The organism is Thioalkalivibrio sp. ALE25 (assembly GCF_000377285.1).
Classification (GTDB): Bacteria; Pseudomonadota; Gammaproteobacteria; order Ectothiorhodospirales; family Ectothiorhodospiraceae; genus Thioalkalivibrio.
The window spans coordinates 51,785-76,860 of record NZ_KB897932.1 but is presented as its reverse complement, the minus strand read 5'-3'; the positions used below and the strand labels follow the sequence as shown (position 1 = coordinate 76,860).

20 protein-coding genes are annotated in these 25,076 nt (G+C 67.5%); 7 read left to right on the top strand and 13 right to left on the bottom strand.

What is annotated here, in order from left to right:
* Window positions 1-61 precede the first annotated feature (61 nt).
* From C996_RS0108415 to C996_RS0108405, 3 genes are all read left to right on the top strand, one after another.
* The gene (locus C996_RS0108415) at window positions 62-1,636 is read left to right on the top strand and encodes a glutamate synthase-related protein (RefSeq protein ID WP_018867015.1); all 1,575 of its coding nucleotides are present in this window, start codon (window positions 62-64) and stop codon (window positions 1,634-1,636) included.
* A gap of 92 nt (window positions 1,637-1,728) precedes the next feature.
* Window positions 1,729-2,127 (top strand): globin, encoded by a 399-nt coding sequence (locus tag C996_RS0108410; RefSeq protein WP_018875608.1) that lies wholly within the window; start codon window positions 1,729-1,731, stop codon window positions 2,125-2,127.
* A 132-nt stretch (window positions 2,128-2,259) separates the two neighbouring features.
* The gene (locus C996_RS0108405) at window positions 2,260-4,584 is read left to right on the top strand and encodes a YgiQ family radical SAM protein (RefSeq protein WP_018867013.1); all 2,325 of its coding nucleotides are present in this window, start codon (window positions 2,260-2,262) and stop codon (window positions 4,582-4,584) included.
* A gap of 12 nt (window positions 4,585-4,596) precedes the next feature.
* Here C996_RS0108405 and C996_RS0108400 read toward each other — a convergent pair whose 3' ends face one another.
* From C996_RS0108400 to hpnD, 3 genes are read right to left on the bottom strand one after another with little or no spacing between them, the layout of a single operon-like run.
* Window positions 4,597-5,385 (bottom strand): SDR family NAD(P)-dependent oxidoreductase, encoded by a 789-nt coding sequence (locus C996_RS0108400; RefSeq protein ID WP_018867012.1) that lies wholly within the window; start codon window positions 5,383-5,385, stop codon window positions 4,597-4,599.
* A complete protein-coding gene (hpnE, locus tag C996_RS0108395; RefSeq protein ID WP_018867011.1) occupies window positions 5,382-6,728 on the bottom strand; it encodes a hydroxysqualene dehydroxylase HpnE in 1,347 nt (448 codons plus the stop codon). The genes C996_RS0108400 and hpnE overlap by 4 nt, the downstream gene beginning before the upstream one ends.
* A gap of 4 nt (window positions 6,729-6,732) precedes the next feature.
* Window positions 6,733-7,593, bottom strand: a complete 861-nt coding sequence (hpnD, locus tag C996_RS0108390; protein ID WP_018867010.1) for a presqualene diphosphate synthase HpnD — start codon at window positions 7,591-7,593, stop codon at window positions 6,733-6,735.
* Between the two features lie 179 nt (window positions 7,594-7,772).
* On the opposite strand from hpnD, the gene hemN reads away from it, so the two are divergent.
* Entirely contained in the window at window positions 7,773-9,161 is a 1,389-nt protein-coding gene (gene hemN / locus C996_RS0108385; RefSeq protein ID WP_018867009.1) for an oxygen-independent coproporphyrinogen III oxidase, read from the top strand.
* On the opposite strand, the gene hpnC is transcribed toward hemN, so the two are convergent.
* The 8 genes from hpnC to C996_RS0108345 form a co-directional block, all read right to left on the bottom strand.
* Complete coding sequence (gene hpnC / locus C996_RS0108380; RefSeq protein ID WP_018867008.1) at window positions 9,158-10,027, bottom strand: squalene synthase HpnC; 870 nt, start codon at window positions 10,025-10,027, stop codon at window positions 9,158-9,160. The genes hemN and hpnC overlap by 4 nt on opposite strands.
* A 33-nt stretch (window positions 10,028-10,060) precedes the next feature.
* Window positions 10,061-10,750: an HAD family hydrolase gene (locus C996_RS0108375; protein WP_018867007.1), complete on the bottom strand. Its 690-nt coding sequence runs from the start codon at window positions 10,748-10,750 to the stop codon at window positions 10,061-10,063.
* Entirely contained in the window at window positions 10,747-11,502 is a 756-nt protein-coding gene (gene ubiG, locus C996_RS0108370) for a bifunctional 2-polyprenyl-6-hydroxyphenol methylase/3-demethylubiquinol 3-O-methyltransferase UbiG (protein WP_018867006.1), read from the bottom strand. The genes C996_RS0108375 and ubiG overlap by 4 nt, the downstream gene beginning before the upstream one ends.
* A gap of 14 nt (window positions 11,503-11,516) precedes the next feature.
* Window positions 11,517-12,851 (bottom strand): TRZ/ATZ family hydrolase, encoded by a 1,335-nt coding sequence (locus C996_RS0108365; protein WP_018867005.1) that lies wholly within the window; start codon window positions 12,849-12,851, stop codon window positions 11,517-11,519.
* A gap of 380 nt (window positions 12,852-13,231) precedes the next feature.
* On the bottom strand, window positions 13,232-13,624 hold the full coding sequence (locus C996_RS0108360) for a DoxX family protein (protein WP_018867004.1): 393 nt from the start codon (window positions 13,622-13,624) through the stop codon (window positions 13,232-13,234).
* Window positions 13,625-13,740: 116 nt separating this feature from the next.
* Window positions 13,741-14,361, bottom strand: coding sequence for an NAD(P)H:quinone oxidoreductase (gene wrbA / locus C996_RS0108355; protein WP_018867003.1), 621 nt, complete (start codon window positions 14,359-14,361; stop codon window positions 13,741-13,743).
* Window positions 14,362-14,470: 109 nt separating this feature from the next.
* Window positions 14,471-17,263, bottom strand: coding sequence for an EAL domain-containing protein (locus tag C996_RS0108350; protein WP_018867002.1), 2,793 nt, complete (start codon window positions 17,261-17,263; stop codon window positions 14,471-14,473).
* Window positions 17,264-17,476: 213 nt separating this feature from the next.
* A complete protein-coding gene (locus C996_RS0108345) occupies window positions 17,477-18,343 on the bottom strand; it encodes a PhnD/SsuA/transferrin family substrate-binding protein (protein ID WP_018867001.1) in 867 nt (288 codons plus the stop codon).
* Between the two features lie 347 nt (window positions 18,344-18,690).
* Here C996_RS0108345 and C996_RS0108340 point away from each other — a divergent pair, with 347 nt between their 5' ends.
* Window positions 18,691-19,731: a hypothetical protein gene (locus C996_RS0108340; RefSeq protein ID WP_038035736.1), complete on the top strand. Its 1,041-nt coding sequence runs from the start codon at window positions 18,691-18,693 to the stop codon at window positions 19,729-19,731.
* Window positions 19,731-20,492, top strand: a complete 762-nt coding sequence (locus tag C996_RS0108335; protein ID WP_018866999.1) for an OmpA family protein — start codon at window positions 19,731-19,733, stop codon at window positions 20,490-20,492. Before C996_RS0108340 ends, C996_RS0108335 begins: the two co-directional genes overlap by 1 nt.
* 37 nt (window positions 20,493-20,529) lie before the next feature.
* Here the strand turns inward: C996_RS0108335 and glnD are convergent, their stop codons facing one another.
* On the bottom strand, window positions 20,530-23,205 hold the full coding sequence (glnD, locus tag C996_RS0108330; RefSeq protein ID WP_018866998.1) for a [protein-PII] uridylyltransferase: 2,676 nt from the start codon (window positions 23,203-23,205) through the stop codon (window positions 20,530-20,532).
* 58 nt (window positions 23,206-23,263) lie between these two features.
* A complete protein-coding gene (gene map, locus C996_RS0108325) occupies window positions 23,264-24,049 on the bottom strand; it encodes a type I methionyl aminopeptidase (RefSeq protein ID WP_018866997.1) in 786 nt (261 codons plus the stop codon).
* Window positions 24,050-24,294: 245 nt separating this feature from the next.
* On the opposite strand from map, the gene rpsB reads away from it, so the two are divergent.
* Window positions 24,295-25,068: a 30S ribosomal protein S2 gene (gene rpsB / locus C996_RS0108320; protein ID WP_018866996.1), complete on the top strand. Its 774-nt coding sequence runs from the start codon at window positions 24,295-24,297 to the stop codon at window positions 25,066-25,068.
* Window positions 25,069-25,076: the final 8 nt, after the last annotated feature.

Below are 25,076 nucleotides of genomic sequence, written 5' to 3'. Positions count from 1 at the left end.
GAAATTTGTCGCGGTTTCGCTGTCACACTGGGGGACGATCACAGAACGCAAGGAGCATACGATGGCCGAGCCGATTATCGCCGCAGTGGAACCCCGGGGTGTGGAGCTGAAAAAGGGCGAGGAGTACGCCTTCTGCCGCTGCGGGCGTTCGCAGGATCAGCCGTTCTGCGACGGTTCGCACCAGGGGACGGGCATCGAGCCTCTGGTATTCACCGCACAAGAGGATGGCGAGGCCTACCTGTGTCAGTGCAAGCAGTCCGGGAACCTGCCGTACTGTGACGGGACCCATGCGCAGTTCGAGGCCGATGCAGTCGGCGGGCCGGCGAGTGCCGCGGATGCTGACACCGAGGGCGAAGCACGTGACGCCGAGCCCGGGGATCGGGCGCCGAGCCCGCGCAACAGTGAGACGGAGCCGCATGTCGAGTGGATCCACGCGCTGGCGCGGGATGGACTGGAGGGTGTGGGACGACACGGGACCACGGTCGCCATGGGGGTCCCGCGGGACCGGCTGCCGAGCTGGGACGGGATGCAGTTGCTGGCGGCACAACTGGCCACGCGGCCGCTGGACGAGGGGGCCGAGATCGGGACATCGCTGGTGATCGGGCCGGAGGCGAAGCGGCCGCTGGAGCTGAAGATCCCGTTGCTGGTGTCCGACATGAGCTTTGGCGCGTTGTCGCGGGAGGCGAAGATCGCCCTGGCGCGCGGGGCCGAGCGCGCAGGGACGGGCATCTGCTCTGGCGAGGGCGGCATGCTGGATGCGGAGCAGGCGGAGAATTCCCGCTACCTGTTCGAGCTGGGTCCCGCCGGGTTTGGCTACTCCGACGCGGTACTGGACAAGGTCCAGGCGTTTCACTTCAAGGCCGGCCAGGCGGCGAAGACCGGTGTTGGGGGTGTCCTGCCGGGGAGCAAGGTGAGCGACGAGATCGCGCGGGTGCGCGGGATCGAGGCCGGCCAGGACGCCCATTCACCCGCGGCGAGCGCGGACCTGCAGACGCCGGCTGATTTCCGTCGCTTTGCCGACGCGGTGCGCGAGAAGACCGGCGGCGTGCCGGTGGGCTTCAAGCTCTCGGCGAACCACATCGAGGCGGACCTGGCGTTTGCCCTGGAGGCCGGGGCCGATTACCTGATCCTCGACGGCCGCGGTGGTGGCACGGGCGCGGCACCGGCCCTGCTGCGCGACCACATTAGCGTGCCCACCATCCCGGCGCTGGCCCGCGCGCGTCGATTCCTGGACGCGAACGGGGTCTCCGGTCGCGTGACGCTGCTGGTGACGGGCGGCTTGCGCACCCCGGCGGACTTCGTGAAGGCCCTCGCGCTGGGGGCCGACGGTATCGCCCTGGCCAATTCGGCGATTCAGGCGGTGGGCTGCGTGGGCGCGCGGATGTGCCACACCAATCAGTGCCCCAGCGGCGTGGCCACGCAGGATCCCGCCCTGCGCGCCCGGCTGGATCCGCAGGAAGGAGCGGAACGTCTGGGTCGGTTTCTGGAGGGCTCCACGGAGTTGATGAAGGTGCTGGCGCGGGCCTGCGGGCATGCCAGCCTGGAGGACTTCGGGCCCAATGACCTGACCACGTTCGATCGCGACCTGGCGCGGCTGGCCGGTATCCAGTACGCGGGTGTGCTCGAAGGCAGTTGACCGTCGATTGGGCGGGCCCGGGCTTGATCTGGATCAGCACCCGCCGGAGCAATCCCGTTACACTCGCGCATTTTCGCGACTGGGGGATCTGGATGAGCTACTCCGATGTGCACCAGAGCTACGGGCGTTGCCGGCGGGCCGGCAACTTCGTGGACCGCTTCTATGAACGCTTTCTCGCGGCGGACGAGCGGGTGGCGCAGGCCTTTACGACCACGAACTGGTCGCAGCAGAAGCGGGCCCTGGGGCAGGCGGTCTCCACCGCGATCAGCTACGCGGAGGGCGAGAGCTTTGTGGCGCCGACCATGGAGAAGATGGCCGAGGTGCACAGCCGTCATGGCCGGGTGCCGGTGGCGCCGGAGTTGTACGGGGTGTGGCTGGACTGCATGGTGGAGACGGCCCGCGAGGTGGACCCGCGCTGGGACGAATCCCTCGCGCAGCGCTGGCGCGGGGCGCTGAGCCCGGCCATCGACCTGTTCATTGAACGCTACTGACGCCAGGCGCGTACCCGGCGGGGACTGAAGGACGAAGCCCCGCCCGTGGGCATGCCCTGTTGATCTCGCTGCGCCCGGGGCGTGTAATGCGCGGATTTCCCGTTGCCGGCGCCCGCCGGAAGAAGCCTGGTGATGTCCGCAGCCCCCGAGACCCTGTTTGCCCGCAAGCCCTACTGGGCCAAGCGCTTTGGCACGGCACCGTTCTTGCCGACCACGCGCGAGGAGATGGACGCGCTCGGTTGGGACAGCTGTGACATCGTGCTGGTCACCGGCGACGCCTACGTCGATCACCCGAGCTTCGGTATGGCGATCATCGGGCGGCTGCTGGAGGCGCAGGGGTTCCGGGTCGGCATTCTCGCGCAGCCGGACTGGACGTCGGCCGAGCCCTTCCGCGCCCTGGGGCGGCCCAACCTGTTCTTTGGCGTGACCGCCGGGAACATGGACTCGATGGTCAATCACTACACCGCGGAGCGGAAGGTCCGCTCCAATGACGCCTACACCCCGGGGGACGTGCACGGCAAGCGCCCCGACCGGGCGGTGATCGTGTACGCCCAGCGGGTCCGCGAGGCGTACAAGGATGTGCCCGTGGTGGCCGGCGGCATCGAGGCCAGCCTGCGCCGGATCGCGCATTACGACTACTGGCAGGACAAGGTGCGCCGCTCCGTGCTGCTGGATTCGCGCGCGGACATCCTGCTGTTCGGCAATGCCGAGCGGGCCCTGGTGGAGCTGGCGCATCGCGTGGCCGCGGGCGAGCACCCGCGCGAGATCACGGATCTGCGGGGCACGGCCTTCCTGCGGGATGCGGTCCCCGCCGGCTTTGTCGAACTGGACTCCAGCGAGGTCGATACCCCGGGGCCGGTGGACGCCAACCCCGACCCTTACGCGATGGTCTCGCCGGCAACCTGTGCCGATGCCGAAGGGCAGGACAGCCCGACGGTAGAGGGCGAGCCGGGTGCGAAGGTCGTGCGCTTTCAGCGGCAGATCCCGCGGGGCACGCCGCGCGACCAGACGGTGATCCGCATCCCTGCGTTTGAGCAGGTGAAGGGGGATGCGGTCCTGTATGCCCATGCCTCGCGGGTGCTGCATCTGGAGACCAACCCGGGCAACGCGCGGGCGATCGTGCAGCGCCATGGCGACAAGGAGGTCTGGCTCAACCCGCCGCCGATCCCGCTTTCCACCCCCGAGATGGACGCGGTGTTCGACCTGCCCTATGCCCGCGCCCCGCACCCGGCATACGGTGATGCCCGCATCCCGGCCTGGGAGATGATCCGCTTCTCGGTGAACATCATGCGCGGGTGCTTTGGTGGCTGTACCTTCTGTTCGATCACCGAACACGAGGGGCGGATCATCCAGAGCCGCTCGGAGGACAGCGTGCTGCGCGAGATCGAGGAGATCCGCGACAAGGTGGACGGGTTCACCGGTGTGATCTCGGACCTGGGCGGGCCGACGGCCAACATGTACCGCCTGGCCTGCAAGGACCCGAAGATCGAGCAGAGCTGCCGGCGGCTGTCCTGTGTGTACCCGGGGATCTGCAGCAACCTGGATACCGATCACGCCCCGCTCATCCGTCTCTACCGCAAGGCGCGCGCGCTACCGGGGATCAAGAAGATCCTGATCGCCTCGGGGCTGCGCTATGACCTGGCGATCGAGTCCCCGGAGTACGTGAAGGAGCTGGTCACCCACCATGTGGGTGGTTACCTGAAGATTGCACCGGAACATACGGAAAAGGGGCCTTTATCCCGGATGATGAAGCCGGGCATGGGCACCTATGACCGGTTCAAGGCCATGTTCGAGAAATACTCGAAGGCCGCCGGGAAAGAGCAGTACCTGATCCCGTATTTCATTGCCGCGCACCCGGGGACCACCGACCAGGACATGCTGCAACTGGCGCTCTGGCTCAAGCGCAATGATTTTCGCGCCGACCAGGTGCAGGCGTTCCTGCCCAGCCCGATGGCACTCGCCACGGCCATGTGGCACTCGGGCCGGGATCCGTTGCGTGGCATCCGCCGCAAGGCGAGCGAACGGGTTCCGGTCGCCCGGGGCTTCCGCGCCCGCCGCCTGCACAAGGCCTTTCTGCGCTACCACGACCCGAACAATTGGCCGCTGCTGCGCGATGCCCTGCAGCGCATGGGGCGGGCCGATCTGATCGGGAACGGGAAGCACCATCTGGTGCCGACCTGGCAGCCGGCCGGAACGGGGCAGGGCGCGGCGCGCCCATCGACGGGCGGGCGGATGACCCGCGGCGGGAAGGCCCTGAAAAAGCGTGGCCAGACCTTCCAGACCCAGCACAACGGGGTGGAGGCCGCGGCCCGTCCGGGGGCGAAACCAAAGGCCGGGGCCGCGTCGGCGGGCAAGGCGGGCGGCCGTTCGCCGGCGCCCCACGGTGGCAAGCCGCGGGCTGGTGCCGGGAAGCTCCGCAAGAAGGGGCGCCCGGCCGGCAAGCGGCCGCGCGCCTGACGGCGCAGTGGCTCAGGCCGACGCGTCGGGCGGCGGTACCTGGCCTTCCAGGCTAAGGTTCAGGCCGGTAGTGGTGCGGTCGCCGGGGTCCAGAAAGTACAGGTAGGGGCCCACCACCGCCTCGGGCTCGGGCAGCAGTTCCGCGTTCTCACCCGGATAGTGGCCGGCCCGGAAACGGGTGCGCACGGGGCCGGTGTCCACGCCATTGACGTGGATGAAGCGCGGCTCGTTGCGATGTTCGTGGGACAGGATGTCGATCAGGGCGTCCTGCGCTGCCTTGGCCATCCCGAAGGCCCCCCAGAAGGCCTTGCGCGCGTTCTGGGTGGAGACCACCAGGCTTCCGGTCGGGCTGGCCTCCAGCAGGGGCAGCACAGCCTGGGTCAGGAAGAACGGGCCGTGCAGGTTGCTGTTGATGACCTTGAACCACAGCTCCGGGTCGTAGTTCTTCATCGGCATCAGGGCCCCGGCCCAGCCGGCGTTCAGCACCAGGCCGTCGAGGCGACCCAGCGAGTCACGGATGTTCTCCGCCAGGTCGCCGTAATCCTTGACCGTAGCCCCCTCGAGATTCAGAGGGTAGATCGCGGGCTGGGGCTGGCCGGCCTGTTCGATCCGGTCGTAGACCGCCTCCAGGCCCTTCAGGTCCTTGTCCAGCAGGACCACCGTGGCGCCGGCGGCGGCGCAGGCCTCGGCGACTGCCCGGCCGATGCCGTCGGCGGCGCCGGTGACGAGGATCACGCGCTGGTCAAAGGCGCCCGGTTCGGGACGGTAGGCGAGGAGGCGAGGGATATCGAGGTCGGTCAAGGATGGTCCTCCAGGAACAGGTGCGCCGATTCTAGTCCAGATTGTATGGCCGCTTCGAGCGTCGACGGCAGTGCGTGGGTCAGGTAATCCCCTGACAGGTAGCAGTCGGGCCAGGGCGTGCGGGGCGGTGGACGGTGCCGATCCAGATCGACCCGGGCGTCCACCGTCGCGCGGCGTTCGCAGACGCAGTGACCGGCTGCGGGCTCCCCCAGCTCGGGAAAGGTCCGTGCCAGCGAGCGGGCGACGGTGCGCCATCGGGCATCCGCCGTCAACGGTTCGAGGTCGTCGGCGGCCGAGATCACGACAGCCAGCCAGTGCGGGGCGCCCGCGACGTGCCGGGGGATCAGCCACTGGCCATGCTGGCCGAGCAGCCCCTGGAGAGGGGGCCGGTCCGTCAGCGGCCGCGGGTAGCGCAGGTAGACGGTGCAGATGCTGCGTGCGCCCATGGCCTTGAGCCCCTGATGCGTGGCGCCCCATCGAGCGTCCGCTGGCAACAGGCTGGCGGTGGCGGTGGGCGTGGTGGCCAGGATCAGCGCGCGGGCGTTGCTGGTGTCGCCCTGGCGATCGTGCAGTCGATAAGGGGCATCCGGGCGTGTCGCGTCGCGCTGGATCATCGTGATGCGGCGGCCAAGGTCCACGCGCGCACCCCGGGCCCGAAGCTCGCGGATGGCGGCGTCGGGGAACACCTCGCCCAGGGGCCGCGCAGGGATCAGCAGGCGGGCGGCCTCCGGCCCGTGATTCAGGGCCCGTCGCAGCACGTTCTGGAAGATCCGCGCGGAGGCCAGGCGGGTCGGAGTGTTCATCACCGCCAGGCACAGGGGGTCCCACAGCCGCTCGATCAGGGCTTCCGGCTGGTGGCGGCGCCGCAGCCAGTCGAGTACCGGCAGGTCGTGTCGCAGGGGACGGTGCAGCAGGGCCGCCGCGCCGATCAGGGCGCGCAGCCGGATGCCGGTGGCGTGGCCGGGAAGGGAACGATAGAGGGCCGAGGCCAGGGCCGGCAGCCGGGGCGAGCGGGGTTCGAGCGCGAAGGCCGGGGATGCTGGCCGGCGGTCGGGGTCGAACATCCGCAGCCCGAACGGGACGGCGTGAAAGGCCGAGTCGGGGTCGATACCGACCGCGCGGATCTGTTCCAGGGTCTGCTGGCAGGCCCCCACGAGGATGTGCTGGCCGTTGTCCAGTGGGGTGTGGTCCAGCTCCAGGCTGCGGGCGCGCCCGCCGGGGATCCTGCCGGCCTCGATCAGGTGTACGGGGTGTCCGGCGCGCGCCAGGGCGAGGGCTGCGGTCAGGCCGGCCCAGCCCGCGCCGACCACGGCGACAGGGTGCGCGGGAGGGCTGGAGGCCATGGCGTCAGGCCGCGCGGCGGCGATGCTCGCGCTTCAGGCGTCGGGCGGTGCGCCAGGCGATCCACAGCTTGCGGATCGGGGTCAGGCGTACGCGGTGTTCCAGAACACGGAAGCCGTCGTCCTCGATCTCGTCCAGCAGAGTGCGGTAGATCGCCGCCATGATCAGGCCCGGGCGCTGGGGATAGCGGTCGGCAGCGGGGAGGTGTTCCTCGGCACTGTCGTAGTAGCGCCGCGCCCGTTCGGCCTGTTCCGCGAACAGGGCGCGATGACGGTCATCGGTGATGTTGACTTGGAACTCCTCGGGTTTGACCTCGTGCTTGCGCAGCTCGTCGAGCGGGATATAGACGCGGCCGCGCATGGCGTCCTCGTGGACGTCGCGCAGGATGTTGGTGAGCTGCAGGGCCATGCCGAGGTCGTGGGCGTACTTCAGCGTGCGCCGGTCGCTGTAGCCGAAGATGTGGGCGGAGAGGATGCCGACCACGCTGGCGGCGCGATAGCAGTACAGCGACAGGGTGGTGAAATCCGGGTAGCTGTCGTAGTCGAGATCCATCTGCATGCCGTCGATGATCTCGTCGAAATATTCGCGGCCCAGGTCGAAGGCGGCGATGTGGGGCTGCAGTGCCTGGGAGATGGGGTGACGGGGTTCGCCCGCGAACAGGCGTTCGATCTCCTGGCGCCACCAGTCCAGCTTGGTCCGGGCGACGCTCTCCTCGCGGACCTCGTCGACGATGTCGTCCACTTCCCGGCAGAAGGCGTACAGCGCCGTGATGGCGCGGCGCCGGTCGGGCTCCAGAAAACGAAAGGCGTAGTAGAAGCTGGAGCCGCTCTGTGCGGCCTTCTCCTCGCAATACTCGTCGGGGGACATGCGCTCTCGCGTGGCGGGTGTCGAACAGGGACGGGAAGGCTAGCACAGGCAGTGCGCGAGGCGGGAGATTGCCCCCGAAGGCGGATTGTTGACCTGTATCAAGCCCGCTACCGGGCCGTGGTCGTAGCCTGTGATGATCCGATGCCTAAAATGGGCGGTACACGCTCGAGGGGGACCCGATGGAGCAGCGCCTGGTATTTGATCCGGAGATCCTGCGTCGCTATGACGTGAGCGGACCTCGCTACACGTCGTATCCCACGGCACCCCAGTTCCACGAGGGTTTCAACGACCGCGCGTATGCCGAGGCGGCGCAGGCCACGAACGGGGCGGACCCGGCGCGTCCGCTGTCGCTTTACGTGCATGTCCCGTTCTGCGACACGGTCTGTTTCTATTGCGCCTGCAACAAGGTCATTACCGGCAACTACCAGCGGGCGCAGCGCTATCTCGCGTATCTGGAACGCGAGGCCGCGCTGCAGGGCGAGCTGTTTGACGCGGAGCGCACGGTGGGGCAGTTGCACTTCGGCGGGGGAACGCCGACCTATCTCGGGGACGAGGACCTGCGATCGGTGATGGCGTTGCTCGGGCGCCACTTCCGCCTCGACGACAGTGCCGCGCGCGAATTCTCCATCGAGATCGACCCGCGCGCGGTGCGACCCGGGACGATACCGCTGCTGGGCGAACTGGGGTTCAACCGCATCAGCCTCGGGGTGCAGGACTTCGATCCGGATGTGCAGCGGGCGGTCAACCGCATCCAGCCCTTCGAGGTCACCGCGCGCGCCGTCGAGCAGGCCCGGGCCCATGGGTTCGAGTCCACCAACTTCGACCTGATCTACGGGCTTCCGCTGCAGACGGTGGAGACCTACACCCGCACCCTGGAACGTGCCCTCGAACTGCGCCCCGAACGCCTGGCGATCTACAACTACGCCCACCTGCCGCAGATGTTCAAGACGCAGCGCCAGATCCGCGAGGCGGACCTGCCTGATGCGGCCGAGAAGCTCGCGATCCTGGAGACGACCATCGAGCGGCTGACCGCGGCGGGCTACGTCTACATCGGGATGGATCACTTTGCCTTGCCGGACGACGAGCTGGCCGAGGCACAGAGAGCCGGGACGCTGCAGCGCAACTTCCAGGGCTATTCCACCCGTGCGGAGTACGACCTCGTGGCGCTGGGTCCCACGGCCATCGGGAAGGTCGGCGCGACCTACAGCCAGAACCTGCGCGAGCTGGATGCCTACTACGCCCGCATGGATGCGGGCCGCCTCCCGGTCTTTCGGGGGCTGGAGCTGAGTGCCGACGACCGCCTGCGGCGCGACGTGATCAGCGAGCTGATGTGCCACTCGCGGATCGACTTTGCCGCGATCGAGGCGCGCCACGGGATCGTGTTCGGCGAGGTCTTCGCGGATGCGCTGGGGCGCCTCGAGGGTATGCAGGACGACGGCTTGGTGCGGATCGAACAGGGCCGGCTGGATGTGCTGCCGCGCGGTCGCCTGCTCCTGCGCAATGTGGCCATGGCATTCGACGCCTATCTGGCGACCGAAGGCCAGCCGCGGTACAGCAAGGTGGTTTAGCGGGCTCGGGGGCGCCGACGCGGGCGCAGGCTGTGGCTCAGGATGATCCAGGCATCGCGGGTGCGCAGGCGCGGGCGGGCGAAGACGTCGTCCTGCTGGCGCAGGCGCCAGAGGATGCGGGCGCCGCCATTGATGATGGCGCGGATTTCCAGCCCCATGCGCCCGCGCAGCATCCCGCCCAGGGGCGCGCCGGCCCGTAGCAGGCGATCGGCGCGGGCGTACTGGAACTGCATCAGATTGCGTAGCTGGAACGTGGTCTTTTCGGCCGCGAGCATGGCCTCGGTGACGCCGTACTGGTCCATCTCCTCCTGCGGCAGGTAGATGCGGTTGTTCTCCTCCAGGTCCTGCTGCAGGTCCTGGTAGAAGTTGATCAGTTGCAGGGCCGAGCAGATGGCGTCGGAATGGCCCAGCATTTCCTCGGTCGGGTTCCCGTTCAGATGTAGGAGCAGCCGCCCGACCGGGTTGGCCGAACGCCGGCAGTAGTCCATCACCTCGCCAAAGGTCGCGTAGCGCGTCTGGTCGAGGTCCTGCAGGAAGGCATCGATCAGGTCGGAGAACGGTGCCGCCGGCAGGTGGAAACGGGCGCGGGCATCCGCCAGGGCGATCCATTCGGGATCGTGTTCCGCGGCCGGGTCCTCCAGGACCTGCACGCGTTCCTGCATGGCCAGCAGTGCCTGGCGGCGTTCTTCGACCGGGCGCGGGTCCTCGTCGGCCAGGTCGTCGGCGTCGCGGGCAAAGCAGTAGATCGCCGCCACCGGGTCGCGCAGGCGGCCGGGCAGCAACCAGGAGGCCACAGGGAAGTTCTCGTAGTGCGCCGTGGCACGCTGACGGCAGTGGCGATAGGCCTGGCGGATCCGGGGTTCCATCAACCATCAGCCCCCGCGGGGTGGCGGGCGTGATCAGCCGGCAAGGCTGCGCTCCGGGGCGGGGGCGCCGTTGTACCAGGCCCAGAAATCGTCGGGTTGCTCCAGGGCGCCGTCGGCGCCCCATTGATCCGGCTGCTGGTCCGCGTCGATGTAGCCCCAGTTGGCGATCAGGGTGGGCATGCCGGCGGCGCGTCCGGCCGCGATGTCGCGCTCGGCATCGCCCCAGTAGCAGTGGCGCTCCGGGGGCAGGCCGGTTTGCCGCGCCGCCAGCCACATGGGTTCGGGGTCAGGCTTGCGCTGGGGCAGGGTATCGCCGCTGACAACGGCCGCCATGCGTGCCCGCAGGCCGAGCGCCTCCAGCAGTGGATCGGTGAGCCAGCCCGGCTTGTTGGTGACCACGCCGACGGACCAGCCCCGGGCCTCGCAGCGGTCCAGGAGCTCGGCGAGCCCGGGGAACAGGGCGGTGGCCTGGCACAGGTCGCGGGCGTAGATCTCCAGGTAGCGCTTCTTCAGATGTTCCGTGAAGTCGACATCAGCGTCGGGGAAGGCGAGCGCGACGAGGGCCTGCGAGCCGTGGGAGACATGGTTGCGCACCGCCTGGAAAGGGAGCGGCGCGCGGTCGTATTCGGCCATCAGGGTGACCAGCGCCGCATGCATGTCCGGCGCGGTATCCAGCAGCGTCCCGTCGAGGTCGAACAGGAGCGAACCCAGATCACGCGTCATGCGGTGGTGTCGTCGCCCCGGCGGGCGGCCATGAGGTAGTTCACGTCGGTGCGCCCCACCAGGCGGTAGCGACCGCTGAGCGGCGAATAGGTCAGCCCGGTCATCGCGGTGACCTCGAACCCATGGCGGCGCAGCGCGGCGCCCAGTTCCGAGGGCCGGATGAAGCGGCCGTACTCGTGGGTGCCGGCGGGCAGCATGTTCAGCAGGTATTCGGCCCCGACGATCGCCTCGGCGAAGGCCCGCGGCGTGCGGTTGATCGTGGACAGGAACAGCCAGCCGCCGGGACGCACGAGCTTCACGAGCGCATCGATGACCGCTTCGGGGTCGGGCACGTGTTCCAGCATCTCCAGGCAGGTGACCACGTCGTAGTCGCCGGCGTGGTGTTCGGCATGGGCCTCGGCGGTGGTATGCAGGTAGTGGATCTCCAGCCCGGCCTCGTGGGCGTGCTCGCGGGCAACTTCCAGGTGTTCGGCACCGGCGTCCAGGGCGGTGACGTGCGCGCCGCGCACCGCCATCGCCTCGGACAGGATGCCGGCACCGCAGCCGACGTCCAGCACCTTCTTGCCGGTCAGGTCGGCCTGGGCGTCGATCCACTCCAGGCGCAGCGGATTGATCGCATGCAGCGTGGCGAAGGGGCCGTTGGGGTCCCACCATTCGCGGGCCCGGTGCGTGAACTTGTGGATCTCGGCGCTATCGACGTTTGCGTGCGCCCGGGAGTGGGATTGCGGTTCGGAATGGGACTGGGGGTTCATGGGGTCGGTCTCGCTCAGGCAGTGGGCTGCTGGGTTTCCAGCACCCGGATGCGCCAGTCATCGGCTTCGGCGCGGAGGTCCTGCACGTTCAGCGTAAGCAGTTCCCGGTCGCGCAGCAACGGGCGTCCGGCCACGTAGACGTCGCGTACGGCATCCCGCGTGGCGGCATACACGATTTGCGCGCTGGGGTCGTGCGCCGGCTGCAGCTCCAGGGCCTGCAGGTCCACCGCGACCACGTCCGCCTGCTTGCCGGGCTCCAGCGAGCCGATGCGGTCGGCCAGCCCCAGGGCGCGGGCGCTGCCGAGGGTCGCCATCTCCAGGGCCGAGGCGGCGGGCAGCGCCGCGGCGTCGCCGCTGACTGCCTTGGCCAGCAGGGCGGCGGTGCGCATCTCGCCGATCATGTCCAGATCGTTGTTGGAGGCGGTGCCATCGGTGCCCAGGCCGACGGTGATCCCGGCTTCCTGCAGACGCGCGACGGGGCAGAACCCGGATGCCAGCTTCAGGTTGGATTCCGGGCAGTGGGCGACGGACACCGGCCGGTCGCGCAGCTGGTCCAGGTCGGATTCGTCCACCTGGGTCATGTGCACGGCGATGAAGGGCTGGTCCAGCATGCCGAGTCGGGCGAGGCGCGCCAGGGGCCGTTCGCCGTGGTCACGGACGGCGTCGGCGACCTCGCTGGCCGTCTCGTGGACATGCATGTGAATCGGGGCGTCGAGTTCGCGCGCGCGATCGGCCACGCGCTCCAGGCTCGCATCGCCAACGGTATAGGGCGCGTGCGGGGCCACATTGAAGGCGATCCGTTCGTGTCGGCCCCAGGCGGTCACCACGTCGGCGCCGCGCTGGAAGTACTCGTCGGCCGTGCTCGCCCAGGGGGTGGGGAAATCGAACACGGTCAGGCCCAAGGAGGCGCGGATACCGGTCTCGTCGACCACTCGCGCCGCGTCCTCCACGAATAGGTACATGTCGCTGAAACAGGTGGTGCCGCCACGCAGCATCTCCGCGACCGAGAGGCGGGTGCCGGCGCGCACGAACTCGGGCGAGAGCAGCTTGCCTTCGGCCGGCCAGATGTAGCGCTTGAGCCAGTCCATCAAGGTGTGGTCGCTGCCGATGCCCCGCAGCAGGCTCATGCCCGAGTGGGTATGGGCATTGACCAGGCCGGGAATCAGGGCGTGCCCGGGATGGTCGCGGTACTCCGCATCGGGGTATCTGGCGCGTGCGGTCTCCGTGGGCTCGATCGCCTGGATGACGCCGTCGCGGATGATCAGGGCGTGATCCCGCAAGATGGTGTCGCGGGGGATGACCGGGAGAATCTGGGGGGCGCCGAGGATCAGCGTCTGGGTCTGGTTCATGGGACACGGTCTGCGCGGGATACAGGGTCGCGCATGGTACCCGAAAGGGGCGGCGTTGCGCCGCCCCGGGGCGTTAAGGAGACGCTGATTGAATCGCGCGTCCGCGCTCGAGTCGCTTTTGCGTGCGAACAAGGCGCGGTGACCGCCGTGCAGTCATTCTGCACAAGGGAGCCGCAACGCCGTGCGCGCGCCCGTTTTCGATCAACAACGGGCGGCCGAGCCCGCTCTTTCAATCACTTGTCGGGTTGGTGCCCCCTGTTCCCCGAGCCTGCGTTGCGCCACTTGCGGGTAGAACCACTACCCGCTGCACGACGCGCCTTGTCTCGGAAAACAGGGGGCACCAACGCGGACGCGCGATTCAATCAGCGTCTCCTTTAGGGTTATTGGCGGTTGATCGCGAAACGGCCGGGGCCGGTCAGGGCCAGCGCGATGGCCGCGAACAGGAACATACCCTGCAGTTCCAGGGCCCAGCCGCCGTGGCCGGTGAGCTGGAAGACCTCGTGGGCATGCGCCAGAGCGATGGCAAAGACCATGTTGATCGCGATGAGTACGGCGCCGATGCGTGCATAGAGTCCGAGGATGACCAGGATCGGGGCCAGGATCTCGCCGACGTACACGCCGTAGGCCAGGATGGTCGGGAGTCCGGCGTCGGCCAGCATGCCTTCGATGCCGCTGATGCCACCGGTGATCTTCGCGATCCCGTGCAGCAGGATCATGATGCCGAGGGCCAGTCGCAGTATCAGCTTGCCGCTGTCGTCAAGGGTGTGGTCCATGTCGATACTCTCCTTGTAGCAGGGCGGGCCGGGCCCGCGTTAAGACCCGGGCATCTGCCCCGGGTCGGGTTCGGGGGGCATCACGATGAGGGCCCCTGGGTCGCGGACCGGTTCGGTCAGCCGGCCTCGCGCCCAAGGCGCTGGGCGCGGGCGACCTCCGCAACGTGCCGGCCCTGGGAGGCGGCCATGCCCAGTTCGCTCTCGCTCGGCTGGCGCGAGCCGTCCCCGGCCGCCAGCGTGGTGGCGCCGTAGGGCGTACCGCCGCAGACCTCGCTGACGTCGAGCATGCGCTTCTCGGTGTAGGGTAAACCAACCACGGTCATGCCGTAGTGAAGCAGATTGACGATGGTGGAGACCAGGGTCGTCTCCTGGCCGCCATGTTGCGATGCCGTGGAGCCGAACACGCTGCCGACCTTGCCGACCAGCTTGTCACCGAACCACAGGGCGCCGGTCTGGTCGAGGAAGTTGGCCATCTGCGCGGCCATCCGGCCGAAACGGGTCGGGGTGCCGATGATGATGGCGTCGTAGTCCGCCAGTTCCTCCGGCTTCGCGATGGGTGCGGCCTGGTCGAGCTTGGCGCCGGCGTTGCGGGCCACCTCGTCCGGCATCAGTTCGGGGACACGCTTGATCGTGACCTCGGTATCCGGGACTTCGCGGGCCCCCCGGGCCACGGCCTCCGCCATCTGCTCGATGTGGCCCCAGGTGGAGTAGTACAGGATCAGGATCTTGGTGCTCATGGGCGACGGGCCTCCGTTTGTCGGGAATCGAATATCCGTCAGCCTAGATCCGATTTATACGAAAGAAAATGCCGAAAAACGCCCCTTAAAATTCGATTTAATCGAATTGTTATCGGTGGGCGGCCGGCTGGCGGTTTCCCGCCTGGCGCAGGACCAGCGCCTCCAGGACGGCCAGGGTGTCGGGGTGACCGTACAAGTAGCCCTGGAAATGACGGCAGCCCAGGCCGAACAGGAAGGCGCGCTGATCGTCGTTCTCCACCCCTTCGGCGATCACATCCAGATCCAGGGTGTGGGCCAGATTGACCACCATCTGGGCAATCGCGGCATCGTTCGGGTCATCCAGCACATCGCGCACGAAGGACTGATCGATCTTCAGCTGGGCCAGGGGCAGGCGCTTGAGGTAGGCCAGCGACGAGTAACCGGTGCCGAAGTCGTCCAGGGAGAATTCGATCCCGAGCGTACGCAGTTCCTCGATGTGGGCAATGACCGTTTCCACGTTCTCCAGCAACATGCTTTCGGTCAGTTCCAGTTTCAGGCGTTCCCCGGGGGCGCCGGTTTCGTCCAGGATCGCCGCCAGGTCGCGGACGAAGTGGCGGTGGCGGAACTGGCGGGCGCTGACGTTGACCGACAGCGTCAGGTCACGGAAGGCCGGCTGGTGCTGCCAGGCGGCCAGTTGCTCGCAGGCCGCGCGCATGACCTTGCGTCCGATCGGGACGATCAGGCCGGTCTGTTCGGCCACCGGAATGAACTCGGCGGGGGAGATCGCGCCACGGGTTTCGTGCATCCAGCGCAGCAGGATCTCGGCGCCCATGACCGCGCCGGAGGCATCCACCTGCGGCTGGTAGTGCACGCTGAAGTGGTCCTGATCGAGCGCATGGCGCAGCTCGCTCTCGAGTTCGAAGCGGGCCTCGACCGCGCGGTGCAGGTCGGGGTCATAGAAGCGGACGGTGTTGCGCCCGGCGTTCTTCGCCCGATACATCGCCAGGTCCGCCTGCTTGAGGATCTCTTCCACGCCCAGGCTGCGGCCGCTGAACAGCGTGGCGCCGATGCTCGGGGTGACATGGCGTTTTTGTCCGGCGAGCTCGAAGGGGTCGCGCAGGAGGTCGATCAGTTTGCGTCCCACGGCTTCCGCCTGGGTCGCGGCCCGCGCCGGGTCGGGGTGGAGGTCGTTGAGGATAACCACGAACTCGTCGCCCCCAAGGCGCGCCAGGGTATCCGCCTCGCGGACCGAGTCCTGCATGCGCTCGGCGACCTGCCGCAGCAGGTCGTCGCCCACGGCATGCCCCAGGGTGTCGTTGATGTCCTTGAAGTTGTCGAGGTCGATGAACAGCAGCGCGCCGTGCAAATGGCTGCGCTCGGTGTTCCCGAGCGTCTGGCTCAGTCGATCGTGCAGCAGGGTACGGTTGGGCAGATGGGTCAGGCCGTCGAAGAAGGCGAGACGGCGGATCTCGTCCTCGGCCTGCTTGCGGTCGGAGATGTCGGTCATCGTGCCGAAGGTCGCCGTGACCTCGCCGCGCTCATTGAACCGGGCACTGGCATAGACGCTGACCCAGCGGATGTCGCCTTCGCGGGTGCGCAGGCGGATCTCCTCTGACTGGGCGTGGGACCCGCCCTCCAGCAGGGTGGCGCAGAAGCTGCGGGCATCCTCGGTGTCCTCCGGGGCCACGAAGTCGCACATTGGGCGGCCCAGGGTCTCCTCCACGCTGAAGCCGGTGAGGTGTTCCCAGGCGGGATTCAGGAGGGTCCAGCGTCCGTCCGCATCGGTCCGGAAGATGACCTCGGAGATGTGGTCCACGACATCGCGGTATCGATTCTCGCTTTCGGCCAGGGCATCGGTGGTGCGGCGATGGGCGGTGATATCCAGGGTCAGTCCGCGCAGGCTCTCGCGGCCGTCACCGTCCGTGGCCCAGGACAGGATGTCGCGCAGCCAGATCCACTGGCCGTCGCGGTGGGCGAAGCGGTAGTCCACGGTGCGTGACTGGTTGCGGCTCTCGCGGGCGGCGTTCTGGACCCGCGGCAGGTCGCTCGGATGGATGTGGCGGGCCCGCAGTTCGCCGCGGCCCAGATTGCGCGCGGGAAAGCCGAGCAGGTGGCGGGTGTCGCCGGCGACGAACTCCCATTCGTGAGTGGCGGGGTTGGCCTCCCACAGGATGGCATTGGCCCCGCCCAGCATGGATTCCAGGCGCGCGACCGAGCGGTTGAGTTGCTGGTTTTGCTGTTCCAGCGTGGTCTGGGTTGTACCGAGATGGGCGGCGACGTCGTTGAAGGTGCGCGCGAGGTCGCCGAATTCGTCGTTCGAGCGCATCGGGATGCGATGGTCCAGGCGGCCGACCTGCAGGGCCTTCGCGCCCTGATTCAAAAGGCGTAGCCGGCGGGTGATCACCAGACTGAACACAATCGCGGCGACCATCGACAGTACCAGAACCCCCATGGCCAGCAGGACGTTGCGCTGCAGGAGGTCGGCGGACAGGGCATCGATGGCGTCCGTCGAGTACCCGACCGCGAGGGTGCCCAGGGGTTGTCCGGCCAGTTCGATGTCCCGGAGGATCTCGATCTGTCCGGGGGCAGTGCGAATGCGGTCGCCGGATTCGGGGATTGCCTCCGGCGAGATGCCCACGGAGGCCATGGGCTGGTCCTGGGCATCGAGCACTACCGCGTAGAGCACGTGGGAGTCGTCCGCGACCAGGTCCAGCAGGTCCTGCAGCATCGCCGGATCGGCGTAGGCCAGCCCCGGAGTCAGCGCGCTGGACAGGAGGCGCCCCTGCTGCTCGGCAAAGCGCTCCAGCATCTGCGACTGGTTCTGCTGCACCTGGGAGATGCCACTGAACATCAGTACTGCGACCATCGCGACTTGGATCGCGACGGTGCCAATGATGATCTGCCAGGCGAAATTCAGGCGCATGCGGGGCTTGGCTCGCGTGTTCGCGGCGCCACCAGAAGGCTGGGGCCGAAGCTGGTTGGAGCCAGGCCGGAGCGGTTCATGGAAGGGTTCCGAGTCGGGGGCTTGCCAGTAGAGATGATTGGTCAAAAGCCGAAATTGTCGCGCATATTCTACGGGACTGTTCCGTAGATGCCCATCGTGGCAACGTCGCCACACAGGCTCCTGGAGCCCACCTCATTCCTCCTTGGGTTCGAACGAATCGAATGCATTTTCGAACGCCTCCTGGCGAAAAGGCAGGAAGTCGGTGTCCTGAACGGCAACGAAACCTCGGTGGCGTATCGCGCGCAGGAGGTGCTGCCCCTGGGCGGTGTCTTCAAGGCTGATGAGCGAGCGGGTCAAATCACCGGCTTCCGCGACGACGGCGTTGCGTGCCAAAAGCGTCATGCCGGGGAAAGTGGGTGATGCCTCGATGACACGCACGAGAGTCCCATCCCCGAGTGACATCAGCATGGTCGTAGCACCCAGACGGGTGAGAGATTCCACCAGGTCACCATCCGTGACCAGAACCAGGGCCTCTGTTTCGCCGCGCACGAAGGTGGTTACGGCGGCGCTGTGATGGTGGTGGTGCTGGATGATCGGCCGGGATGCTCCGTCTGTCCATAGTTGCCTGGAGAGGGCGTGATCCAGGTAGGCCGATGCCAGGCTTTCCTCGAAGGGTGCGGCAATGCGTGCATTCGCCAGGTCCTCGACACTGTCGAATGGCGTTTCGGGTAGCACCGCAATCAGAATCGCCAGCCGGTCCCGGGTGGCCGCTATCGCCTGGTAGCGCGTCTCCGTTTCAAGGAATGGCACCACATGCGGCGAGGTGAACACCAGGTCGTAGCGTTCGGCAGCGAGTCTTTGGTGGAAGACGTCACGGGTTCGCGCAGATTCGATTCGAACCGGAACCTCGAGCTGCTCGCTCAGCCAGTCGCGCAACGGTGCGTATCGCTCGAAGAGGGCTGGGGGGCTGAGAAAGGGCTGGATGCCCAGGGACCGGGTCTGGGCATCGTTTGCCAGTGCTGGCAAACCGCCGAGCATCAGCAGAACCGGGATGAGCACCGCACTGGCCGGCCGCGTGATCCAGTGCGCGGCAGGAACACGTGCGGGGTTTGAGCGTGTTCTGGTCATGTCATTGCGCCCCTCTCTCGTTCATACGGCATTCCGAATATTGAGTAAAGCCCAACGCGACCGGAACGACCCGTCGTGAAACGGTTGGGGATGGCGGTGCCGGCAAGCTGACGATTTGAGCGAAGAGTTGTGTGACCCGCCTGGGAATCGTCAATAACTCGTCGGTTCTGGTGGGTGTCCAAGCGGCCTTGCCGCGCCTTCGGCGAAACTGGCGCTTTTCTTGCTTGTTTGAACCGGCAGTACACAAGCGTGCCCGGGGTGCGGCAGGAGAATTCAGGATGGGAGTATTGGACAGGATCGCAGAGGCCTTGCTGGCGACACTACAGGGGCTCAGCCCGCTGACGGTGATTGGCCTGTTCGCGCTGGTGTTGTTCGCGTTGTTCCTGGTGGCCCTGGGCGCGACGGCGCTGCGGCGCGCGAAGGCCCTGCAGGGGGCCGCGCCCGCGTTGCTGACCACGCTCGGGATCCTCGGGACGTTCCTGGGGGTGGCAATTGGTCTGCTGGACTTCGATGCGGGACGCGTGGAGGCGAGCATCCCCGCGTTGCTGGAGGGGCTCAAGCTGGCCTTTGTGACCAGTATCGTGGGCATCCTCCTGTCGGCGGTGCTGCGGATGGTGCAGGTGTTGACACCCACCGCGACTCTCGCGGAGCGCGAGGTTCCCGCCCAGGCGACAAACGGCACCAAAGATCCGGCGCAACTGGCCGAACAGCAACGCGATGCCGCGCTGGCGATGGTCGAGGCCGTGCGGACTCTGGACCAGCGCCTCGATGCCCGGCTGGAGCGGCAGCACCGGGAATTGACCGGGGCGCTGGACGGCATGGCCGAGCGCATCACCGAAATGAGCAGCACGCATCTCGTCGAGGCGCTGGAGCGGGTGATCCACGATTTCAACCATCGTCTTGGCGAGCAGTTCGGGGAGAACTTCCGCCGCCTGGATGACTCGGTCGCGCGACTGCTGGAGTGGCAGGATCAGTACCGTCAGCAGATGGAAACCCTGCAGCGTGCCTTTGATCAGGCGCGCAGCGGGGTCGAGCAGACCGAGCAGACGCTGGAGCGCATGACGGGACAGGCCCTGCAGATCACGCGTCACGTGGAGGATCAGGAGTCGACGCTCTCCAGCCTGCGCCGCGAGACGGTCGAACTGGAGGCGCTGCTGGGCAGCATCGCGGCCCTGCGCGATCGTGCAACCGAGGCCTTCCCGGCCATGGATGCCCGCCTGGAGGCGATGCTCGAGAGCATCGAGAACGCCGTTCAGGCCGGACACGCGGCCGAGCAGCGCTGGAGCCGGCCGGTGGCATCAGCGGGCGGGCGTAACTGATGTTTGCGTGGATGGCGCGGCGCGGACGCCGGGGCGAGGGCCCCGGCAGCGAGGCGGACCAGGGCTCGCACTGGCTCGCGGTGGCGGATCTGATGGCGGCGTTGATGATGATCTTCCTGTTCCTCGCCCTGCTGCATATGGTGCAGGTGGAGCGCGAGAGTGCCGCGCACACGGAGGTGCGCAACGAGGCGGCCGCGCTGCGCGCGGCGATCTATTCGGTGCTCGAGGAGGAGTTCCGGGAGGATCTGCCGCGCTGGAACGCGGAGCTGGATCGCGACAGCCTGACGCTGCGTTTCCGTGAGCCGGAGGTCCTGTTCGAGCGCAGTTCAGCCTCCATCCGGCCGCGATTCGAGGCGATTCTGGCGGATTTCATGCCGCGCTATGCCGAACAGCTGCGCCCGTTCGCCGAGGTGATCCGGGAGGTGCGGATCGAAGGCCACACGTCGAGTGAGTGGGCCGGGAGCGACGATCCCCTGGAGGCTTATTTCGGCAACATGGACCTCAGCCAGCGGCGCACGCGGGCGGTGCTGGAATATGCCTACCAGCTGGAACCCCTGCAGGAGGCGGACTGGTTTCGCTCGCGGGTCGCCGCCGTGGGCCTGTCATCTTCGCGGCGGGTGCTGGATGCACAGGGCGAGGAGGACCGCCGCGCCTCCCGACGGGTCGAATTCAGCGTGCTGACGGACTTTGAAACGCGCCTGCTGGGCGAGGCCTCGCCGGCGGCGCCGGAACCCTTGCCGCTGGAGGCGCGCGGGCGCTGATCGTAAGGGGAACACTTAATCAGTGTTTCCCTCGGCGTCAGAGGGCCTGAAGCAGGGCCTCGCGCAGTCGGGTCTGTGCCTCGGCGTCCAGCGGGGTGCGCCCGGGTCGGCTCAGCAGGAAGCTGTCTTCGACCTGTTCGCCGGCCGTGGCGATGCGGGCGGTGCGGACGTCGATACCCTGCTCGCCAAGGATATGCCCGATGGTGGACAGCAGGCCCGGTCGATCCAGGGCCCGCAGGCGCATGCGCGTGGCGTGGCCCCCGGGCGCCGGCTCGAATTCGATGCGGGTGTCCACGTCGAAGTGCTTGAGGCGTCGCGGAAGCTGACGCGTGGCGGGGTTGGGGGTGCGGCCCTGGCGGGCGAGTTCCTGCTCCAGGGCGTGGCGGATCTCGTCGGCGCGATAGCCGGCATCGACGGTCTGGCCGCCGCCGCTCTCCAGGACCAGGAAGGTATCCAGGGTGCGGCCACCCGCCGTGGTGATGATGCGGGCGTCCACGATGTCGAGCCCGAGCTGGGTCAATGCGCTGGTGATGCGGGCGAAGATCTGCGGGTGATCCTCGGCATAGACGAAGATCTCGGTGCTGCCGCGCGAGGTCTTGGGGCGTACCAGGATCAGCGGAAGCGCGTCCGGTTCCAGCGGGAGCAGGGCCTGGGCATGCCAGGCGATCTCGTCGGCGGAATGGCGGAGGAAATACTCGTCGTCGAGTTCATCCCACAGCCGACGTGCCTGTTCCGGATCGAAGCCCTGCTGCTGTAGCCGCTCGAGCGCCTCGGCGCGCGTCTGGCGGATCTGCTCGTCCATGTCCGGCGGGGTGTCCAGGCCACGATCGAGGACGTTGCGCGTGGCGTGGTAGAGGGTCTGGAGCAGGGCATCCTTCCAGCTGTTCCATAGCTCCGGGTTGGTGCCGCGGATATCGGCAATCGTGAGCAGATAGAGAAAGTCCAGGCGTTCGCCGGTGGCGACCTCCCGTGCGAAGCCGAGGACCACCTCGGGGTCCGAGATGTCCTTGCGCTGGGCCGTGAGGGACATCAGCAGGTGCGAGCGCACCAGCCAGGCGACCAGCCCGGCATCGGCGTCCGAGAGCCCGTGTTGCTGGCAGAAGTGCAGGGCGTCGTGGGCGCCCAGCTCGGAGTGGTCGCCGCCGCGACCCTTGGCGATGTCGTGAAACAGCGCGGCCAGGACCAGGCGTTCCGGCCGCTCCAGGCTCGCGTGGATGCGGTGCGCCAGGGGTTGTTCGTGGGCGAACTCGGGCAGCGCGAGGCGGCGCGCGTTGCGCACCACGTTCAGGGTGTGTTCGTCCACGGTGTAGGCGTGAAACAGGTCGTACTGCATGCGCCCGATGATGCGGCCGAAGGCCGGCAGATAGTTGCCCAGCACGCCATAGCGGTTCATCCGGCGGAGCTGGCTGGTGATGCCGCGCGGCGCGCGCAGGATGTCCATGAACAGCTCGCGGCAGACCGGGTTGCGCCGGAAGTGACCGTCGATCAGGTGGCGGTGGGCCCGGATCAGGCGGATGGTGGAGGCCCGTATGCCCTGGATCTCGGGGTGTTCCTGCAACAGGCGGAAGACCTCCAGCAGGGCCGGCGGGTAGATCATGAAGACCTGGTCGTGCGCGGCCTCGAGATAGCCGCCCCGGAGCTGGAAGCGCTGATGGATGCGCACCGGTTCCTGCAGGTTTTCGGGGTCGTCCAGGATGGCCTCGTTGAAGTGCTGCAGCAGCAGCTCGTTCAGGCGCTCGAGGTCGTTGATGGTGCGGAAGTAGCGCTGCATGAACTGCTCGACCGCCCGGTTGTGGTTCTGGTCGACGAAGCCGAAGGTGTTGGCCAGCTGGCGCTGCAGGTCGAACAGCAGGCGGTCCTCGCGGCGGCCGGCCAGCATGTGCAGGGCGAAGCGCACGCGCCAGAGGAAGTTCTGGCCCTCCATCATCTCGCGGAATTCGCCCTCGCGCAGGAAGCCCAGCGAGACCAGTTCCTCGATGCGCTCGGCGCCGTAGTGGCGCTTGGTGACCCATCCGATCATCTGGATGTCGCGCAGTCCGCCAGGGCCTTCCTTGACGTTTGGCTCCAGGCGGTAGGCGGTCTCGCCGAAGCGGCGATGCCGGGCCTGCTGTTCCGCCAGCTTGGCGGCGTAGAAACTGCGCGAGTCCCAGATGCGATCGGGTTCGATGGCCTGGCGGAAGTCGTTGAACAGACCCAGATGGCCGGCCAGGTAGCGGGCCTCGATCAGGTTGGTCGCGACGGTGATGTCGTCGCGCGCCTCGCGGGTGCAGTCTTCGATGCTGCGCACGCTGTGCCCGACCTCGATGCCGATATCCCAGAGGAAGGTGACGAAATCGCTGATGCGGTCGAAGCGCGCGCGGTCGTGCTCGCCCTCGAGGATGATCTGGATGTCGATGTCGGAGGCGGGATGCAGTTCGCCGCGCCCGTAGCCCCCGACCGCAATCAGGCACAGCCGGTCGTCATCGGCCAGACCCTTCTGCGCCCAGATCAGCTTGAGCAGCTCATCGATGCGCCGGGCATGGCCATGGATCAGTTCGGCGATGGGCATGCCGTCGCGAAAGCCCTGGTACTGCTGCTCCAGGATGGCGCGGCGGCGGTCCCGGAACAGGGCGATGTTCCCCGGGTTGCGGCTCAGGCGCTGGTAGTCCTCGCCCCAGTCGGCGGTGAAGGCCGGGGTATCGAGTTCGCCGGGGGTGCTGCCCGCAGGATTCATTGCAACTCCGTGGTGTTGTTGGTGCGAATCGGCGGGTAAGGGAGGCGAAAAGCCCGGATCAGGCCGCGATCTCCTGGGGCGGGGTTTCGTCCTTGCGCAGGGTCAGGATCTCGTAGCCATCCGCGGTCACCAGGATGGTGTGCTCCCACTGGGCCGAGGGGCTGTGATCCTTGGTCACGGCGGTCCAGCCGTCGGCGAGGATGCGCGTATGCCGGCGTCCGGCATTGATCATGGGTTCGATGGTGAAGCACATGCCTTCCTCCAGCGTCATGCCGGTGCCGGGCTTGCCGTAGTGCAGGACCTGTGGGTCCTCGTGAAAGCCGCGCCCGATCCCGTGACCGCAGAATTCGCGCACCACGGAGCAGCGCCGGGCCTCGGCGTATTCCTGGATGGCGTGTCCGATGTCGCCCAGCGTCGCCCCGGGGCGGACCTGCTGGATGCCGAGGTACATGCTGGTGCGCGCCACGTCGATCACCCGCTGGGCCTGGATGCCGGCCTTGCCGATCACGAACATGCGGCTGGTATCGCCGTGAAAGCCGTTCTTGATGACGGTGATGTCAATGTTGAGGATGTCGCCGTTCTTCAGCTTCCGGTCGCCCGGGATGCCGTGGCAGACTTGGTGGTTCACCGAGGTGCAGATCGACTTGGGAAAGCCCCGGTAGTTGAGCGGGGCCGGGATCGCGTCCTGGGTGTTCACGATGTAATCGTGACAGATCCGGTCCAGCTCCCCGGTGGTCACGCCGGCCTGCACATGGGGCTCGATCATCTCGAGGACTTCGGCGGCCAGGCGGCCGGCGACGCGCATGTGTTCGATCTCTTCGGGGGTCTTGATGGAAACGGACATGGGGGCTCCCGCCGCGGCGCCCGGAGGGGCTCGGCGTTTGGTTCGGGTAAGCGTCCTATGCTATAAAGCGCGCGCCTCGCTGGCAATTCGGCGGGGCCGGATGCCGCCCTTTGCGGGGCCGGTGTTCGAAACCTTAATCCACACACGTATCGGCACGGTCTGTCGGGTGCCCGCTCGCGAAGAAGATTCGGTTCGGGTTTCAGATCGGGATACGTGGAGGCTCAACCCGTTACAGGAGAAACCTCATGTCCCTCGTGACTATGCGACAGATGCTGGAGGCCGGCGTGCACTTCGGCCACCAGACGCGTTACTGGCATCCCAAGATGGCCCCGTACATCTTCGGGGAACGCAACAAGATTCATATCATCAACCTCGAGAAGTCCCTGCCGATGTTCAACGACGCGTTGAACTTCCTCGGCAAGCTCGCCGCCGACGGCGGCCAGATCCTGTTTGTCGGCACCAAGCGCTCGGCGCGCGACGTGGTCGCGGAAGAGGCACGTCGCTGCGGCATGCCGCACGTGAGCCACCGCTGGCTGGGCGGGATGCTGACCAACTTCAACACGGTCAAGCAGTCGATCAAGCGCCTGAAGGATCTCGAGACGATGGACGCCGACGGCAGCTTCCAGGTCCTGAACAAGCGCGAGGCCCTGAGCCGTCGCCGCGAGAAGGAAAAGCTGGATCGCAGCCTGGGCGGTATCAAGGACATGAACCGCATGCCCGACGCCATGTTCGTGATCGACGTGGGTTACGAAAAGATTGCCGTGGCCGAGGCGAAGAAGCGCGGCATCCCGGTGGTGGCCGTGGTCGATTCCAACCATTCCCCGGAAGGCGTGGACTACGTGATCCCGGGCAATGATGACGCGATGCGTGCCATCCAGCTCTACGTGGCCGCGATCGCCGACACGATCATCGAGGCCAAGGGCGCCGTGAGCACCGGTGGCGTGAGCGAAGAAGAGTTCGCCGAGCCGGCCGCCGCCGAAGGTTCCGACGACACCGCGTCGCCCGCCAACCCCGCTTGATAACCGGG